General features: G+C 66.3%; 15 protein-coding genes and 1 pseudogene. 10 read left to right on the top strand and 6 right to left on the bottom strand.

The window, feature by feature from the left end; translation table 11 throughout:
• Positions 1 to 78: 78 nt before the first annotated feature.
• From DIE15_RS05635 to DIE15_RS05625, 3 genes are all read left to right on the top strand, one after another.
• A complete protein-coding gene (locus DIE15_RS05635) occupies positions 79 to 1,101 on the top strand; it encodes a LysR family transcriptional regulator (protein ID WP_057925544.1) in 1,023 nt (340 codons plus the stop codon).
• A 205-nt stretch (positions 1,102 to 1,306) separates the two neighbouring features.
• On the top strand, positions 1,307 to 2,062 hold the full coding sequence (locus DIE15_RS05630; protein ID WP_124832609.1) for an SDR family oxidoreductase: 756 nt from the start codon (positions 1,307 to 1,309) through the stop codon (positions 2,060 to 2,062).
• Positions 2,063 to 2,087: 25 nt separating this feature from the next.
• Positions 2,088 to 2,603, top strand: coding sequence for an Ohr family peroxiredoxin (locus tag DIE15_RS05625; RefSeq protein ID WP_057925542.1), 516 nt, complete (start codon positions 2,088 to 2,090; stop codon positions 2,601 to 2,603).
• A 55-nt stretch (positions 2,604 to 2,658) separates the two neighbouring features.
• On the opposite strand, the gene DIE15_RS05620 is transcribed toward DIE15_RS05625, so the two are convergent.
• Positions 2,659 to 3,087, bottom strand: coding sequence for a PRC-barrel domain-containing protein (locus DIE15_RS05620; RefSeq protein WP_057925541.1), 429 nt, complete (start codon positions 3,085 to 3,087; stop codon positions 2,659 to 2,661).
• Between the two features lie 388 nt (positions 3,088 to 3,475).
• Positions 3,476 to 4,606 (bottom strand): 3-deoxy-7-phosphoheptulonate synthase, encoded by a 1,131-nt coding sequence (locus tag DIE15_RS05615; RefSeq protein WP_057925540.1) that lies wholly within the window; start codon positions 4,604 to 4,606, stop codon positions 3,476 to 3,478.
• Positions 4,607 to 4,844: 238 nt separating this feature from the next.
• Between DIE15_RS05615 and DIE15_RS05610 the strand changes: the two genes are divergently transcribed.
• On the top strand, positions 4,845 to 5,399 hold the full coding sequence (locus DIE15_RS05610) for a hypothetical protein (protein WP_057925717.1): 555 nt from the start codon (positions 4,845 to 4,847) through the stop codon (positions 5,397 to 5,399).
• A gap of 28 nt (positions 5,400 to 5,427) precedes the next feature.
• Positions 5,428 to 5,850 (top strand): hypothetical protein, encoded by a 423-nt coding sequence (locus tag DIE15_RS05605; protein WP_124832608.1) that lies wholly within the window; start codon positions 5,428 to 5,430, stop codon positions 5,848 to 5,850.
• Positions 5,851 to 5,941: 91 nt separating this feature from the next.
• On the opposite strand, the gene DIE15_RS05600 is transcribed toward DIE15_RS05605, so the two are convergent.
• Positions 5,942 to 6,652: a YceH family protein gene (locus tag DIE15_RS05600; protein ID WP_057925538.1), complete on the bottom strand. Its 711-nt coding sequence runs from the start codon at positions 6,650 to 6,652 to the stop codon at positions 5,942 to 5,944.
• A gap of 430 nt (positions 6,653 to 7,082) precedes the next feature.
• On the opposite strand from DIE15_RS05600, the gene DIE15_RS05595 reads away from it, so the two are divergent.
• Complete coding sequence (locus DIE15_RS05595; protein ID WP_124832607.1) at positions 7,083 to 7,847, top strand: SDR family oxidoreductase; 765 nt, start codon at positions 7,083 to 7,085, stop codon at positions 7,845 to 7,847.
• 47 nt (positions 7,848 to 7,894) lie between these two features.
• Positions 7,895 to 8,632 carry a histidine utilization repressor gene (gene hutC / locus DIE15_RS05590; RefSeq protein WP_057925536.1) on the top strand — a complete coding sequence of 246 codons (738 nt, stop codon included), beginning with the start codon at positions 7,895 to 7,897 and terminating at the stop codon, positions 8,630 to 8,632.
• A 100-nt stretch (positions 8,633 to 8,732) separates the two neighbouring features.
• Here the strand turns inward: hutC and DIE15_RS05585 are convergent, their stop codons facing one another.
• Both DIE15_RS05585 and DIE15_RS05580 read right to left on the bottom strand, forming a co-directional pair.
• The gene (locus DIE15_RS05585) at positions 8,733 to 9,581 is read right to left on the bottom strand and encodes a phytanoyl-CoA dioxygenase family protein (RefSeq protein ID WP_057925535.1); all 849 of its coding nucleotides are present in this window, start codon (positions 9,579 to 9,581) and stop codon (positions 8,733 to 8,735) included.
• A gap of 75 nt (positions 9,582 to 9,656) precedes the next feature.
• A complete protein-coding gene (locus DIE15_RS05580) occupies positions 9,657 to 10,460 on the bottom strand; it encodes an ABC transporter substrate-binding protein (protein ID WP_057925534.1) in 804 nt (267 codons plus the stop codon).
• A 485-nt stretch (positions 10,461 to 10,945) separates the two neighbouring features.
• Here DIE15_RS05580 and DIE15_RS05575 point away from each other — a divergent pair, with 485 nt between their 5' ends.
• Positions 10,946 to 11,425, top strand: coding sequence for a helix-turn-helix domain-containing protein (locus tag DIE15_RS05575; RefSeq protein WP_057925716.1), 480 nt, complete (start codon positions 10,946 to 10,948; stop codon positions 11,423 to 11,425).
• A 127-nt stretch (positions 11,426 to 11,552) separates the two neighbouring features.
• Entirely contained in the window at positions 11,553 to 12,110 is a 558-nt protein-coding gene (locus DIE15_RS05570) for a nucleotidyl transferase AbiEii/AbiGii toxin family protein (protein WP_260428189.1), read from the top strand.
• Between the two features lie 213 nt (positions 12,111 to 12,323).
• Here DIE15_RS05570 and DIE15_RS05565 read toward each other — a convergent pair.
• Positions 12,324 to 12,536 (bottom strand): annotated as a pseudogene (locus tag DIE15_RS05565) (ankyrin repeat domain-containing protein); the annotation flags it as partial.
• Between the two features lie 137 nt (positions 12,537 to 12,673).
• Here DIE15_RS05565 and DIE15_RS05560 point away from each other — a divergent pair.
• Entirely contained in the window at positions 12,674 to 13,540 is an 867-nt protein-coding gene (locus DIE15_RS05560) for a LysR family transcriptional regulator (RefSeq protein ID WP_057925532.1), read from the top strand.
• Positions 13,541 to 13,550: the final 10 nt, after the last annotated feature.

Here is a 13,550-nt window from a genome sequence, read left to right as displayed (position 1 = left end):
ATGTCACAGGTGGCGGCGCTGAAACGTCTAGACGCATATGGACAACACGATTCTCGCGCCTCCATGTCAGACACCTCCATGCCAGACACCTCCATCCGCCGCCCCGACGCCGACGATCCGTACGCACGAAGCTTCTCGAGCTGCTACGCCGGCGTCGTCACTTTCCTTGCCGTCGTCACCGAAGGCAGCTTCGCCCGCGCCGCCGACCGCCTCGGCGTCGGCCGCTCGTCGGTCAGCCGTCACGTGCAACGGCTCGAAGAGCGGCTCGACGCGCGCCTGTTCCAGCGCACGACGCGCAGCATGTCGCTGACGCGCGAAGGCGAGCGCTTCTACGAGAACTGCCGGCCGGGCATCGAACATCTCGCGCAGGCGCTCGACGACATGCGCGAGTTGCGCAGCGGGCCGCCGAGCGGGCATCTGCGCATCGGTTCGACGCCCGGTTTCGGGCGCAAGATCATCGCGCCGCTGCTGCGCGATTTTCACGCGCAGTATCCGGACATCACGCTCGAGCTGCTGCTGAACGACCGCCCCGTCGACTTCTCCGCCGACCGCGTCGACGTCGCGTTTCGCGACGGACGCATGGAGGACAGCGCGATCGTCGCGCGGCAGCTGATTCCAATGCAGATGATCGTCTGCGCGTCGCCGTCGTATGCGCATCGGCACGGTCTGCCGCGTCACGTCGACGAGCTCGCGAAGCATCGCTGCATCAACCTGCGCACCGCGTCGGGCCGCGTGATCGAGTGGGAATTCAAGGTCGACGGGCTCGCGCAGCAGCGTCAGCCCGCCGCGCATCACACGTTCAACGACATGGATCTCGTCGTGCGCGCGGCACTCGACGGGCTCGGCATCGCGCAGCTGCCGGCGTACCAGGTGTGCGACCTGCTCGCCGACGGACAACTGGTGAGCTGCCTCGGCCGGCATGCACCGGACGACGGCGGTCATTACCTTTGCTATCTCAGCCGCAAGCACCTGCCCACGCGCATCCGCGTGTTCATCGACTACATGATCGAACAGACGCGGGCGCGCGACCTGCAGTGCCTGACGACGATGACGACGCTGGCGCCGGCGGAAACGGAAACGGAGACGGAAACGGTCGATTGATGCAGGGCGCGCAACACCGTGGGTACCTGCAAGGCACTACCGGATCACGCGGCGCATGCCTACGATTCGGGCAGGCCGAACGACACGCAAGCCGGATCGCGTGCGGTTCCGCAACGTGCCGGCACGATCGCGTGAATGCGGTGGGCGCCGGCTTCGACAGGTTCAAGCGGCGTGCATGTCGCGCGCCCGTTCAAGGAGAGCAATCGTGAAAATCGTCGTAATCGGTGGCACCGGCCTGATCGGCAGCAAGGTCGTCAGAAACCTCGTGGCGCGCGGGCATGACGCCGTCGCGGCAGCACCGTCGACGGGTGTCGACACGCTCACGGGCGCCGGCCTCGACGAAGCGCTGGCCGGCGCGGACGTCGTCGTCGATCTCGCGAACTCGCCGTCGTTCGACGAAGCGACCGTGAAGGCATTCTTCGAGACGTCGGGGCGCAACCTGTTCGCCGCGGAACGCGCGGCGGGCGTGCGCCATCACGTCGCACTGTCGGTGGTTGGCACCGACCAGCTGCAACAAAGCGCGTATTTCCGCGGCAAGATCATCCAGGAGAACCTGATCCGCGAAGCCGGCGTGCCGTACACGATCGTGCGCTCGACGCAATTCTTCGAATTCGTCGGCGCGATCGCGCAAGCAAGCACCGAAGGCGACACCACGCGGCAGACCACCGCATTCTTCCAGCCGATCGCATCCGATGACGTCGCAGCCGCCGTCACCGAATTCGCGCTCGATGCGCCGCGCAACGGCATCGCTGAAATCGGCGGCCCCGACCGCGTGCGGATCGCCGACCTGATCGAGCATTTCCTGTCGGTCACGCACGATGCGCGCACGGTGGTCCGGGACGCGGGCGCCGACTACTTCGGCGCGGTGCTGCAGGACGACACGCTCGTCCCCGGGCCCGGCGCGCGCCTCGGTGCGACGACCTTCGACGCGTGGTTCCGCCAGAACCAGGCCGCACGCTGAGCCGCACCGCAGGATCACGCACACCATGACGCCATTGCGCCCGCCGCCGCTGTCGCTGCTTGACAAGTATCGCGGGCGCGAACCGCAGACGCTCTACTCGACGACCGTGACCGTCACCGGCGGCGCGGCGGAGCATGGCCGCGCATCGGGCGTCGCGCGCTCCGACGACGGACGTCTCGACGTGGCGTTGCGTTTGCCGTCCGCGCTCGGCGGGTCCGGCGACGGGCCGAATCCCGAACAGCTGTTCGCCGCGAGCTATGCGGCATGCTTTCATGGTGCGCTGAGCCTGCTGGCCGCGCGAGCGGGGGTGTCGATCGCCGGCGCGTCGGTGTCCGCGTCGATCGACTTCTGCCGCGATCCGATGGACGGGCTGTTCATGCTGAACGCGGACATCCGCGTGCGGCTGCCGGGCGTCGAACGCGCGGTGGCGGAGGAGCTCGTGCGCAATACCGAGCGCTTCAGCCCTTATACGAAGATGGCGCATCAAGGCATCAGCCACGTCGTGGCGCTCGCAGCGCCGGACGACACACCGAAAGGCTGATTGCAAACGCGGTGCCCGGCGCATCGCGCGACGGGCGCCGCACGAACGATGCCGATCAGTGCTTGTCGTCGACCTTCTTCGGCTTCGGCGGCGACGGCACCTTCGCGTACTGGAATGCCGGCGTCGCCTTCAGCGCATCCTTCGTCGCGCCCGGCAGGTAGATGTTGCCGTTGCGCGCGTCGAGCGACGCGATCGGCACCGCGACGTCATGCGCGGCCACGCCGAGGAAACCGCCGGCCGACACGATCGCCGCCGACACCGAGCCGTCCGGTGCGACGATCAGGTCGCGCACCGTGCCGACCTTCTGGTTCGCGTCGTTGTACACGGCCTTGCCGAGCACGCTCTTCTTCACGCTCCAGCCTTCGAGCAGCGCCTGCGACTGCTCGACGGTCACGCTGAGCGGCTGTGTGCCGGCGATCTGCGCGTGCGCGCTGACGCTCGATGCGAGGACGGTTGCTGCGATGAGGGTCTTGTAGAACTTCATGTGTCTTGCACTCCGGTTCGGTTGTTGTTGATTCCGGGAGCGAAGCGACGCGGGCGCAACGGCTGATCGGTGAGCACCCCGCGCTTCGTCGGTCGCATGGCAGACGGCCGCGCCGCCACTGCGCGTGTGCATGACGGGCCGGCGTGGCCGGGCCGCAGCGTGCAACACGGCTTTCATGGTAGCGACAATCGCGGGATCGTGCGCTCAGCGTGCAAGGCGGCCGGCGGGCGGACTGGATGGAGATCAACGATCGTGCGGAAAGGCGGTGCGCGCGGCGCGCAAAAACAAGCGCCGCGGCATGTCGTTCAGCAGAACATGGGGGCAGACAGGCAACCGGCCTTCACCGGTGCCTCGGACTACGCGGCGAGCGCCACGCAGTCACACTGCGTCACGCGTTGCGCGAATACACGCGGCGATGCCGCACCGCGTCGGCCAGCACATCGAGCACCGGCTCGGTCTGCGACCAGCTCAGGCACGCATCGGTGATCGACACGCCATACTTCAACGGCACGCCCGGCTTCAGATCCTGACGCCCGGCCTCGAGATGGCTCTCCACCATCACGCCGATGATCCGGTGCTCGCCCTGCGACAGCTGCCGCGCGAGATCCTGCGCGACATCGATCTGCCGCTCGTGCGACTTGTTCGAATTCGCATGCGAGCAATCGACCATCACCTGCTCGCGCAATCCGCTCTTGCGCAGCACCGCGCAGCTCGCTTCGACGTGCTCGGCGTCGTAGTTCGGCCCGTTCTTGCCGCCGCGCAGGATCACGTGCGCGTCGTCGTTGCCGCGCGTCTCGAAGATCGCGGCCATCCCCATCTTCGTCATCCCCATGAACGCATGGCTCGCGCGCGCGGCGACGATCGCGTCCGACGCGACCTGCACACCGCCGTCGGTGCCGTTCTTGAAGCCGATCGGGCAGCTGAGCCCCGACGCGAGCTGACGATGGCTCTGGCTCTCGGTCGTGCGCGCGCCGATCGCGCCCCACGCGATCAGGTCGGCGATGTATTGCGGGCTCAGCAAGTCGAGGAATTCGGTCGACGCCGGCAGGCCGAGCGCGTTGATGTCGAGCAGCAGTTGCCGCGCGGCGCGCAGCCCTTCGTTGATGCGGAAGCTGCCGTCCAGGCGCGGATCGTTGATGTACCCCTTCCAGCCAACCGTCGTGCGCGGCTTCTCGAAGTACACGCGCATGGTGATCAGCAGGTCGTCCTTCAGCGCATCGGCGGCGGCCTTCAGGCGGCGTGCGTAGTCGAGCGCCTGGTCGTGGTCGTGAATCGAGCACGGGCCGACGACGAGCAGCAGCCGGTCGTCGCGGCCGTGCAGGATGTCGCCGATCGCGCGGCGCGTGTCCTCGACGAGCGTCTGTGTGGCGGCCGGCACCGGCAACTCGTCCTGCAGCAGCGCGGGGGAAATCAGCGGGCGCACGGCGCCGATGCGGACGTCGTCGATGCGCGTGGTGTCCTGGGTCGCGTCGGCGCTGCCTACCTCGCGATCGTGGGAAGGATTGTCGAGGTTTTGCATGGAGATTCTCCGGGGGACGTCTGGAATGATGGGCAGGCTCGATTATGGCACTCGCGCGGGGCGGCAGCGACGCGCGGCGCGGTCCGAGGCTGCCGGCCATTCGGCCGAGTGGTCGCGTGTCACCGAAGTGCCGTACGATCGTGGCTGTCCGCTGCCGATGCGCCCGTCGTTCGACGCAGGCGGCACGACGCACCATCCGTCCGTGATTGACCGCTCGCAACTCGACCCGACCGCCAAGATGACCGTATCCGAACTGCTCGGCGCCATCCGCCAGCCCTACGCCGACCTGCTCGCGCAAGCGGCAACGCAACCGGCGGCCGTCGTCGAACCGGCCTTCCGGAAAGCCGACGGCACGCTCGCCACCGAAGGCCCGCTCGCGCTGCCGTGCCGCGCCGACATCGTTCGCACCGAAGGCGAATCGGCCGGCCAGCCGGCGATGGTCGACTCGACCGCGCAACTCGATTTCGAGCCATTCGCGTTCGAACTCGAAACGGCGACCGTATCGATCCGGCCGTTCGTGTGGGACTGGGCCACGATCGAAGCCGACGGTCTCGCCGAAGCCGCGGCCACCGACGTGTTCAAGACATGGTTCTTCGCGTGGTTCGACGCCGACGACGAAGGCGTGCCGGCCGAAGACGGCCTGCACGGCATCGTTCACTATCTGTCGGAGCCGGCACGCACGGAGCAAGGATGGCGCGTGAACGCGGATCTCGGTTCGGCGCCGGGCGCGGCCGTCGAGGACCTCCTGTTCCGGCTCGTCGACGCGGGCGCCACGCGCATCAGCGTCGGTTGAATCGCCTCTTCACCACGCACATGTCGATATGAAAAAAGCACTCGCCGCGTTGCTGCTATGCATCGCATTGCCCGCGTCGGCCGACGTCAGCACGGAAGTGCTGTGCTTCAGGACGACCGGCGACAAACCCGTGCGCTTCGAGCTGCGCACGTATTACGACGACGTCGCCAAATGGCAAGGCGGTGTCGTCCGGTACGCGAAATCGAAGTCGGCGATCCCGCTGCTGCTCAAGCACGTGGATCAGGAAGAACTCGCGGAAGGCCGCCCGTACCAGTTCACGACAACCTGGTGGGAAATGGTCGACGGCAAGATCAACGGTGAGTACGAAATGATGAGCCAGGGTGCGATCGTCTATTCGATGACGTACACCCATGCGCGTACCGGCAAGAAGACCGATTTCGCGTGGGCGCAGGACGTCGATGCGTCCGGGAAGACAGGGTGCCGCTGGTAGTGCGGGTGCGGGTGCGGGCCGCGGAGCGAGGCAGGTTCATCATCCGGCGCACCCGCAGGCGCGCCGGTATCGAGTTGGTTCAGGCGCCCCGTCAGCCCGCGTCGCCCGGTGCGTCGACGTCGATTCCGAGTTCGGTCGCCATCCGCTGAACGAGTGCGTTCAGCCGCGCTACTTCATCAGCAAGCCGCTTCTGCTCGGCCTTCAACGCCTCGAACTCCGACGGCGGAACGGAATCCGCGCCGCCAACCGCATCGGAACCGGCGAAATCGGCAATGTTCACCTCGCCGCACATCAGGTGCATCCAGCGGTTCTCGCGCGCACCGGGCGCACGCGGCAGCCGGACGACGAGCGGCTGCGCACGCGCCGCGAGTTCGTCGAGGAACGCCTCGACCGACGAGATATCCGCGAAGCCGTGCAGGCGCGCGCTGTTCAGGCGCAGTTCGGCGGCCGTCTGCGGGCCGCGCAGCAGCAGGATCGTCAGCAGCGCGATCGCCTGGCTCGGGATGCCGAGCACGCGGTTCATGTTGTGCTCGAAACGCGGCACGCGGCTGCTGCTGCCCTCCATCACGAGGCTCAGGTGCTTGAGCCCGTCGAGCGCGGTCGTGACTTCATCCTCGCTGACGTTCATCACCGGCAAGCGCGCGGTTTTCTGGTTGCAGCCCGCGGTCAGCGCATTCAGCGACAGCGGATAGGTGTCCGGCACCGTGTGCTGCTTCTCGACGAGCACCCCGATAATGCGGGCCTCGAGGGGCGTGAGTTCGCGCAGAGCGCGTGGCGTGGGCATGTCCGGCGTGGTGTTCATGGATCGTGTCGCAGCGTGCAGCAGGTGAAGGGAAACGGTCGCGGCCCGTCCGGCGTCGCGAAAGGGCGAGCCATATGATAGCTCGCGACGTGGGGCCCGGCGCCACTCGCACGACGGCGCGCGAACTTGCCGCAGCCGGCATTCGTCCGAACGTATCGGGCGGGCGGCACCGCGCGACGATGCGTGCGGGCGGCGTCGCGTATTCTCGCGCCGAGTCAGCGCCCGCGCGCGGCGTCGCCGAGCGTTTGCGCGTTTGCGCGTCGCTCAGGCCAGCGCTACGATACGCGTTCACCCGGAGACGCGCCGCCGCACGCGGCCGCCTTCGCACGCAACGCCAACCCCGCGCATCGCCCGTCCCGCACGCCGTGTCGCCGCGCATGCGCGCCACGCCACTCGTCAACACGGTTCATCCGTTCACCCGTTCACCGCCATGACTGCATCCTCTTCAGCGCCGAACGTGCGCGCCATCGTCACCGGACACACACGCGGCCTCGGCGCGTCGCTCGCCGAACAACTGCTGCAGGAAGGCATCGCCGTGCTCGGCGTGTCGCGCAGCCGTCATCCGTCGCTCGCCGCGCAGGCTGGCGAGCGCTTCGCCGAAATCGAACTCGACCTGTCGGACACGTCGGCCGTCGCGACCTGGCTCGCCGGCGACACGCTGCGCCGCTTCGTCGACGGCGCGTCGATCGTGCTGCTCTTCAACAACGCGGGCATCGTCGATCCGATCGGACCGCTCGACGCGCAGGACCCGACGCTCGTCGCGCGCGCGGTCGGCGTGAATGTCGCGGCGCCGCTGATGTTGTCGGCCGCGCTCGTGCAGGCGGTATCGGCCCCGACCGAATGCCGGATCCTGCATGTGTCGAGCGGCGCGGCGCGCAACGCCTACGCGGGCTGGAGCGTCTATTGCGCGACCAAGGCCGCGCTCGATCATCACGCACGCGCCGTCGCGCTCGACGCGAATCGCGCACTGCGGATCTGCAGCGTCGCGCCGGGCGTCGTCGATACCGGCATGCAGGCGACGATCCGCTCGACCAGCGAAGAGAATTTCCCGATGCGCGAGAAATTCGACCAATTGAAGGCAAGCGGCGCGCTGTCGACGCCCGAGGCCGCCGCGCGGCAGCTCATCGGCTACGCGCTGAGCGATGCGTTCGGTTCGGCGCCGACGGCCGACGTTCGCGAACTGCCCACGACCTGATCCGGGATAGAATTTCGCGGTTGCCTTTCCCCCCAAAGGATTCCCCGATGGTCACGAAGACCACCGCACCGTTCCAGCAAATCAAGACGCTCGTTCGCCAGAACGTCGATGCGGGCGACTGGCGCCCGGGGGACCGCATTCCGTCCGAACTCGATCTCGCCGCGCAATTCGGCGTCGCGCGCATGACGGTCAACCGCGCGCTGCGCGAGCTGACCGAGGAAGGCGTGCTGAAGCGCATCGCGGGCGTCGGCACCTTCGTCGCCGAAATGAAGCCGCAGTCGAACCTGCTGATGATCGCGCACATCCGCGACGAGATCCGCGCGCGCGGGCACGAATATCGCTGCCGCGTGCTCAGCCAGTCGCGCGAGCCGGCCTCGTTCGACGTCGCGGCCGCGTTCGGGCTGGCGGTCAACACGCCGGTCTTTCACGTGGTGTGCGTGCATGAGGAAAACGGCCGCCCGATCCAGCTCGAGGATCGCTACGTGAACCCGGCCGCCGCGCCTGAATTCATCGACCAGGATTTCCAGGTCGAGCCGCCGTCCGAGTACCTGTTCAACAACGTGTCGCACTACGAACTGGAGATCGAGCACGTCGTCGATGCGTCGCTGCCGACCGGCGAACAGGCGCGGCTCCTCGACATGCGCGCCGACGAGCCGTGCCTCACGCTCACGCGCCGCACCTGGACGAACGGGCTGCCCGTCACGTTCGTGCACTTCCTGCATCCGGGCAACCGCTACCGGCTCGGCTCGCGCTTCAAGCCGGGCGCCGGACGTCACCAGACCTGAACCTGCTTCAGCACCTGAAAACGACCACGCGCGGCGGCCGCTTCATCGCGAAACGGCCGCCGCGCGCGTGCTCCTGCGTGATGTCGTCGTTCTGCGCCGCTCAGATCGCTCCGACCTGCCCCGCATCGCGCGACCACACGACCGGAAACAGCGCATGCTCGAGCGGCGCGCCGTCCGGCAGTTCGTCGGCTAGCCCCGGGAAATCCGGCGACGTCTTCCAGCGGCGCGGCGCGTGGCGAATATCGTCGCCGACGAAGCGGATCGAGAACGCGCGCCGGCGGTTCTGCGTCCCGCCCGACGCATGCAGCGTCAGCATCCGGAAGCACACCATGTCGCCCGGCTCGAGCGCCCAGTGGCGAATCGGGAATGCGGAACGGTCGGCCTCGATGTCGGGCAGGTCGGCGAGGCTGCCTTCCGGAAACCACTTCGCCTCCTTGTCCATGAACGTGCGGGGCATCAGCCACGGCCCCTGGTGCGAACCCGCGACGAATTCCAGCGTCGATTCGAGCGGCACCGGATCGACCGGAATCCACATGCTGACGTTGTCGTCGCCTTCGATGTTGTAGTACGGCTGGTCCTGGTGCCACGGCGTGCGCTGCCGCGTGCCGGGCTCCTTCACGAGCAGGTGGTCGTGATGCAGCCGCACCGTCCGCGTGCCCATCAGCGCCGCGGCCACCGATGGCGCGGGCGAACGCACGATGAAGTCGCGGTATGCGTCGTTGTGCCGCCAGTTGCAGAAGTCCTCGAAGAACCAGCCCGGATCGTCGGGCCGGCTCGCGACTTTTGCGCGCTCGCTCGGCTGCGCGAGGTTCGCGTCGATGCCGGCACGCAGCGCGGCCACTTCGTCGGGCGAGAAGATGCCCTTGATGCATACCGCGCCTTCGTCGCGGAAGGCGGCAATCAGTTCGGGCGTCACGGCTTTCGCGACGCGGTCCTGGATACTCGTCATGGCTTGCCTGTCGATTGAGTGAATCACGGGATCATGGGGATCATGGGGATCATGGGGATCATGGAGGTCATCGGGTCATGGCGCGGCGGTCAACTGCTGCTTCGCACCGTAGATGTCGAAGTCGAAGTATTTCGCGGCGATCTTCTGGTACGTGCCGTTCGCGCGGATCGCGGCGATCGCGTCGTTCAGCCGCTTCCTCATGTCGGCGTCGCCCTTGCGCACGCCCATCGCGACGCCGTAGCCGGTGATGCGCACGTCGGTCACGTCGGGGCCGGCGAACGCGTAGCCCTTGCCGCGCGGCGTCTTCAGGAACGAATAGCCGGCCTGGGTCTTGTCCTGGAACGTCGCGTCGAGACGGCCGTTCACCAGATCCTGATACACCTGGTCCTGGTTCTGGTACGACACGATCGTCACGCCCTTGGTCGCCCATTCGGCCTTCGCGTATGCCTCCTGCGTGGTGCCCTGGTCGATCCCGATGCGCTTGCCGGCGAGCGACGCCGCGGTCGGCAGCAGCTTCGAGCCGGCCGGCGCGACGAGCGCGCCCGGCGACGCATACAGCTTGTTCGAGAAGTCGATCTGCTTGAGCCGCTCGTCGGTGGCCGTCATCGCGGACATGATCACGTCGAACTTGCGCGCACGCAGCGCCGGAATCATCCCGTCGAAGCCCTGCTCGACCCACACGCATTTCGCATGCAGCTGCTCGCAGATCGCATTGCGCAGGTCGATGTCGAAGCCCGCGAGCGAGCCGTCGGGCTGCTTCGCCTCGAACGGCGGATAGGTGGGATCGATGCCCCAGCGGATCGTCGCCGTGTCCTGCGCGAACGAGACGAGCGGCGCGAACGCCAGCGCGGAAACGACGAGCTTTGCAGTGCGGTTCATGGTGTGTGTCCTTGTGGTCTCGACGTGGCGGGCAAGCGCCGGGCGTCCGTTGGGGAGCGTCGTGCCGGGAGGCCCGGCACGGGTACGCGAAAGACGGGGACTTCGATGAAACTGCGATGCAGTCTAGACCGCTTGATTTTTGAACGCAAGCGGGGGAAATGGAGGTGGGCGAATTGGGAAAGCTGAAGGCAAAATCAGGAATGACGTTTGATTGATGGCCTAAAAATAGCCATTTTTTCAGATTTTTCTTATATTTTTAGCGTTCACCCTGGCATGATGTTTAGCTGCAACAGAACAAGTTTTGGCGAATATTCGCGAAAATATGCCTATACAGCGCGGCCGACCATAGCTGTCTCGATACTTCTGCATCGGCGTCACCGAGCGCTGCCTATACCGCATCAGGAGTCACAAGTGGCGACGAGCATCGTTGAGATGTAAGATATACTTTACATTCGCGCGCGATGAACCTGCGTCGGGAGGTCAACATGCAACTCTATGAAATCGGTCAGGCCGTTGCGAAACGGAGGGCCGAACTCGATCTCACACAGGCTCAGCTTGCAAAACTCGCCGGATTGTCTCGCCTCACGGTGAATCAGCTTGAAACCGGTAAGGTCAAGGATCTTGGCGTCAACAAGCTGATCCCGTTGCTCGGCGTGCTCGGCATCGAACTCCTGGCGCAGCCGCGCCCCCCCCAAAGCGGTCTCTACAAGGCCGTTGTGAGCTCGAACGTCAGCTATAAGGGCGAATTGACCGAGCGACTGCTGGCCGACGCGCTGACCACGGGACACATTCCGGCGGGATACGAATCGCAGATCTCCGTCATCCTCGACGAGGTGCCGTTGCCGGTGGTAGTCAAGGCCGCCGAAGAAGCTGCCGAACGCTCCGGTACGCCACTTCGCGCGATCTGGAAGAATCTTGCCGCATGGTCGAAAGATCTTCATCTGTACCGGGAGGTATGGGCATGATTACACCAGCCGCCTTGCCCGACGGCCGTGGCAAGGCCTTTTCCGTCAAGCATTGACGCTCATCGCGGAAATCCAGAAGTACGGCACGTCCCGTCCGTTCTGGACGTTCGGTGGCGGCACCGTCCTCATGCTGCGTCACGGACATCGTGTCAGCAAGGACATCGACATCTTCATACCCGACCCGCAGTATCTCGGATACGTGAACCCGCGTATCAGCGACGCCGCGTCCGACATCACGACCGAGTACGAGGAACACGCCGGCTTCGTGAAACTGGTGTTGCCCGACGGTGAAATCGACTTCGTGGTCTCTCGAAACCTGATGTCCCCCGGTTACGACGAATGGACGTTAATGGACCACGTCGTCAAGGTCGAGACTTCAGCGGAAATCGTGGCCAAGAAAATGTGGCATCGCGGAGATCGCCCTACCGCGCGCGACCTGTTCGATCTCTGTCTGGTCATCGAACGGGAACCGGAGAGCTTGATGGAGGCAAGTGCATTTCTCGTGCGCCATCGCGATACCTTCCTGAGTCCGCTCAACGAGCACCGTGCGTTCGTGCAGTCGCGCTTCGATGCTATCCTGACACTCGGCTATACACCGTCGTTCGACTACTGCGTGAATCTGGCCGGCGAGTTCCTCCAACAGCTTCCTGACACCAGCACCGCGCGCAAATCGCGCTCCCGCTAACCCTACCGCCCTCCCCGCCACCAGAATCCGCTCGATCTGCGCATACCCGCGGCTGCGCGCATGCTGCAGCGGCGTCTCGCCGTTCGAATCGGCGAGGTTCACGTTCGCCTTCGCATCGACCAGCAATTGCACGATCCGCACACGGCGCTCGCTGCCGTCGCCGAGCATGATCGTCTCCAGCAGCGCGGTCCAGCCGAGCCAGTTCACATGATCGACATTCACGCCCGCGTCGATCAGCGTGCGCACCGCCTCCACGTGATTGCCCTGCGTCGCGAGCAGTAGCGCCGTGCGGACCTCGCCCGCATCACAGCGGATCGGCCGCGCGGCGCAGCCGCCCCGCGAGCGCGTCTCCGTCAGCGGCCGCGACGGCCAGGTGAGCGTCGTCAACTCCAACGACCCGACGATCGCGATCCGTTTGAACAACATCCGGTGTCCTCCTTGCATATCCGCCCGCGCAGCCGCGCCGGCTCCGGCGAAACCGCGATTGCCCGCGGGCTCGGGCCATGTTAAAAGTCGTCGCACATATTTGGAAATGAAATGCTCGAATCCAGAAAAGTGCGGAAATGAATAGACCTTTGTTCGACCTCGACCTGTTGCGCGCACTCGTGATGGTCGCCGACTGCGGCAGCTTCACGACCGCGTCCGCGCGCCTGCATTCGACGCAGTCGACGGTCAGCCAGAAGGTGCGGCGGCTGGAGGAGATCGCCGGGCATCGCCTGCTCGACCGCGGCACGCGCGACGTGCGGCCGACCGACGCCGGCGTGACGGTGTTGAGCTACGCGCGACGCATGATCGCGCTGAACGACGAGATGCTGGAAGCGCTGTCGGGGGCGACCGTCGCGCTGACGATCCGGCTCGGCGTGCCCGACGATTTCGCGGCGGGCCGCACGACCCATGCGCTCGCCGCGTTCAAGCGCGATCATCCGCAGGTGAAGCTCGAAGTGATGTGTGGGCTGAGCCGCGACATCTGCGCGGCCTACGATCGCGGCGAGCTCGATCTCGTGCTGATCAAGCAGCGGCGCGATAGCCGCGAGGCGGTGGTGCGCTGGCCGGAGAAGCTACGCTGGATCGACAGCGCGCAGCATCCGACGATCGACCTGGACCCGGTGCCGATCGTCGTGTTTCCGCCGCGCGGGCTCTATCGCGACGACATGATCAAGGCGATCGAGGAACGCGGCCGCCGCTGGCGGATCAGCTTCACGACGTCGAGCCTGAGCGGCATCCAGGCGGCCGTCGCGGACGGCCTCGGCATCAGCGTGCTGCCCGCGCGCGTGGTGACCGACGACCACGTGGTGCTGACCGACGAGCACGGCGGCTTCGCGCCGATCGAGAACATGGACATCGCGATCCTGCATCGGCCGACGGCCGATCCGATGGTCAGCGAACTGACGAAGGCGCTCGCGGCGATGCTCGAACACGAGCGGGAATGAGCGCAGCCGC

Origin of the sequence: Burkholderia sp. Bp9031, assembly GCF_003857965.1 — a bacterium.
Taxonomy (GTDB): Bacteria; Pseudomonadota; Gammaproteobacteria; order Burkholderiales; family Burkholderiaceae; genus Burkholderia; species Burkholderia ambifaria_A.
The sequence above is the reverse complement of the archived record's forward strand: the minus strand, read 5'-3'. Positions and strand labels throughout refer to the sequence as shown.

Bases quoted from the DNA above. Each gene is read 5' to 3' on its own strand.
- DIE15_RS05635 (WP_057925544.1), top strand. From the start codon at position 79: ATGCCAGACACCTCCATCCGCCGCCCCGACGCCGACGATCCGTACGCA.
- DIE15_RS05625 (WP_057925542.1), top strand. From the start codon at position 2,088: ATGACGCCATTGCGCCCGCCGCCGCTGTCGCTGCTTGACAAGTATCGC.
- DIE15_RS05620 (WP_057925541.1), bottom strand. From the start codon at position 3,087: ATGAAGTTCTACAAGACCCTCATCGCAGCAACCGTCCTCGCATCGAGC.
- DIE15_RS05615 (WP_057925540.1), bottom strand. From the start codon at position 4,606: ATGCAAAACCTCGACAATCCTTCCCACGATCGCGAGGTAGGCAGCGCC.
- DIE15_RS05610 (WP_057925717.1), top strand. From the start codon at position 4,845: ATGACCGTATCCGAACTGCTCGGCGCCATCCGCCAGCCCTACGCCGAC.
- DIE15_RS05605 (WP_124832608.1), top strand. From the start codon at position 5,428: ATGAAAAAAGCACTCGCCGCGTTGCTGCTATGCATCGCATTGCCCGCG.
- DIE15_RS05600 (WP_057925538.1), bottom strand. From the start codon at position 6,652: ATGAACACCACGCCGGACATGCCCACGCCACGCGCTCTGCGCGAACTC.
- DIE15_RS05595 (WP_124832607.1), top strand. From the start codon at position 7,083: ATGACTGCATCCTCTTCAGCGCCGAACGTGCGCGCCATCGTCACCGGA.
- hutC (WP_057925536.1), top strand. From the start codon at position 7,895: ATGGTCACGAAGACCACCGCACCGTTCCAGCAAATCAAGACGCTCGTT.
- DIE15_RS05585 (WP_057925535.1), bottom strand. From the start codon at position 9,581: ATGACGAGTATCCAGGACCGCGTCGCGAAAGCCGTGACGCCCGAACTG.
- DIE15_RS05580 (WP_057925534.1), bottom strand. From the start codon at position 10,460: ATGAACCGCACTGCAAAGCTCGTCGTTTCCGCGCTGGCGTTCGCGCCG.
- DIE15_RS05575 (WP_057925716.1), top strand. From the start codon at position 10,946: ATGCAACTCTATGAAATCGGTCAGGCCGTTGCGAAACGGAGGGCCGAA.
- DIE15_RS05570 (WP_260428189.1), top strand. From the start codon at position 11,553: ATGCTGCGTCACGGACATCGTGTCAGCAAGGACATCGACATCTTCATA.
- DIE15_RS05560 (WP_057925532.1), top strand. From the start codon at position 12,674: ATGAATAGACCTTTGTTCGACCTCGACCTGTTGCGCGCACTCGTGATG.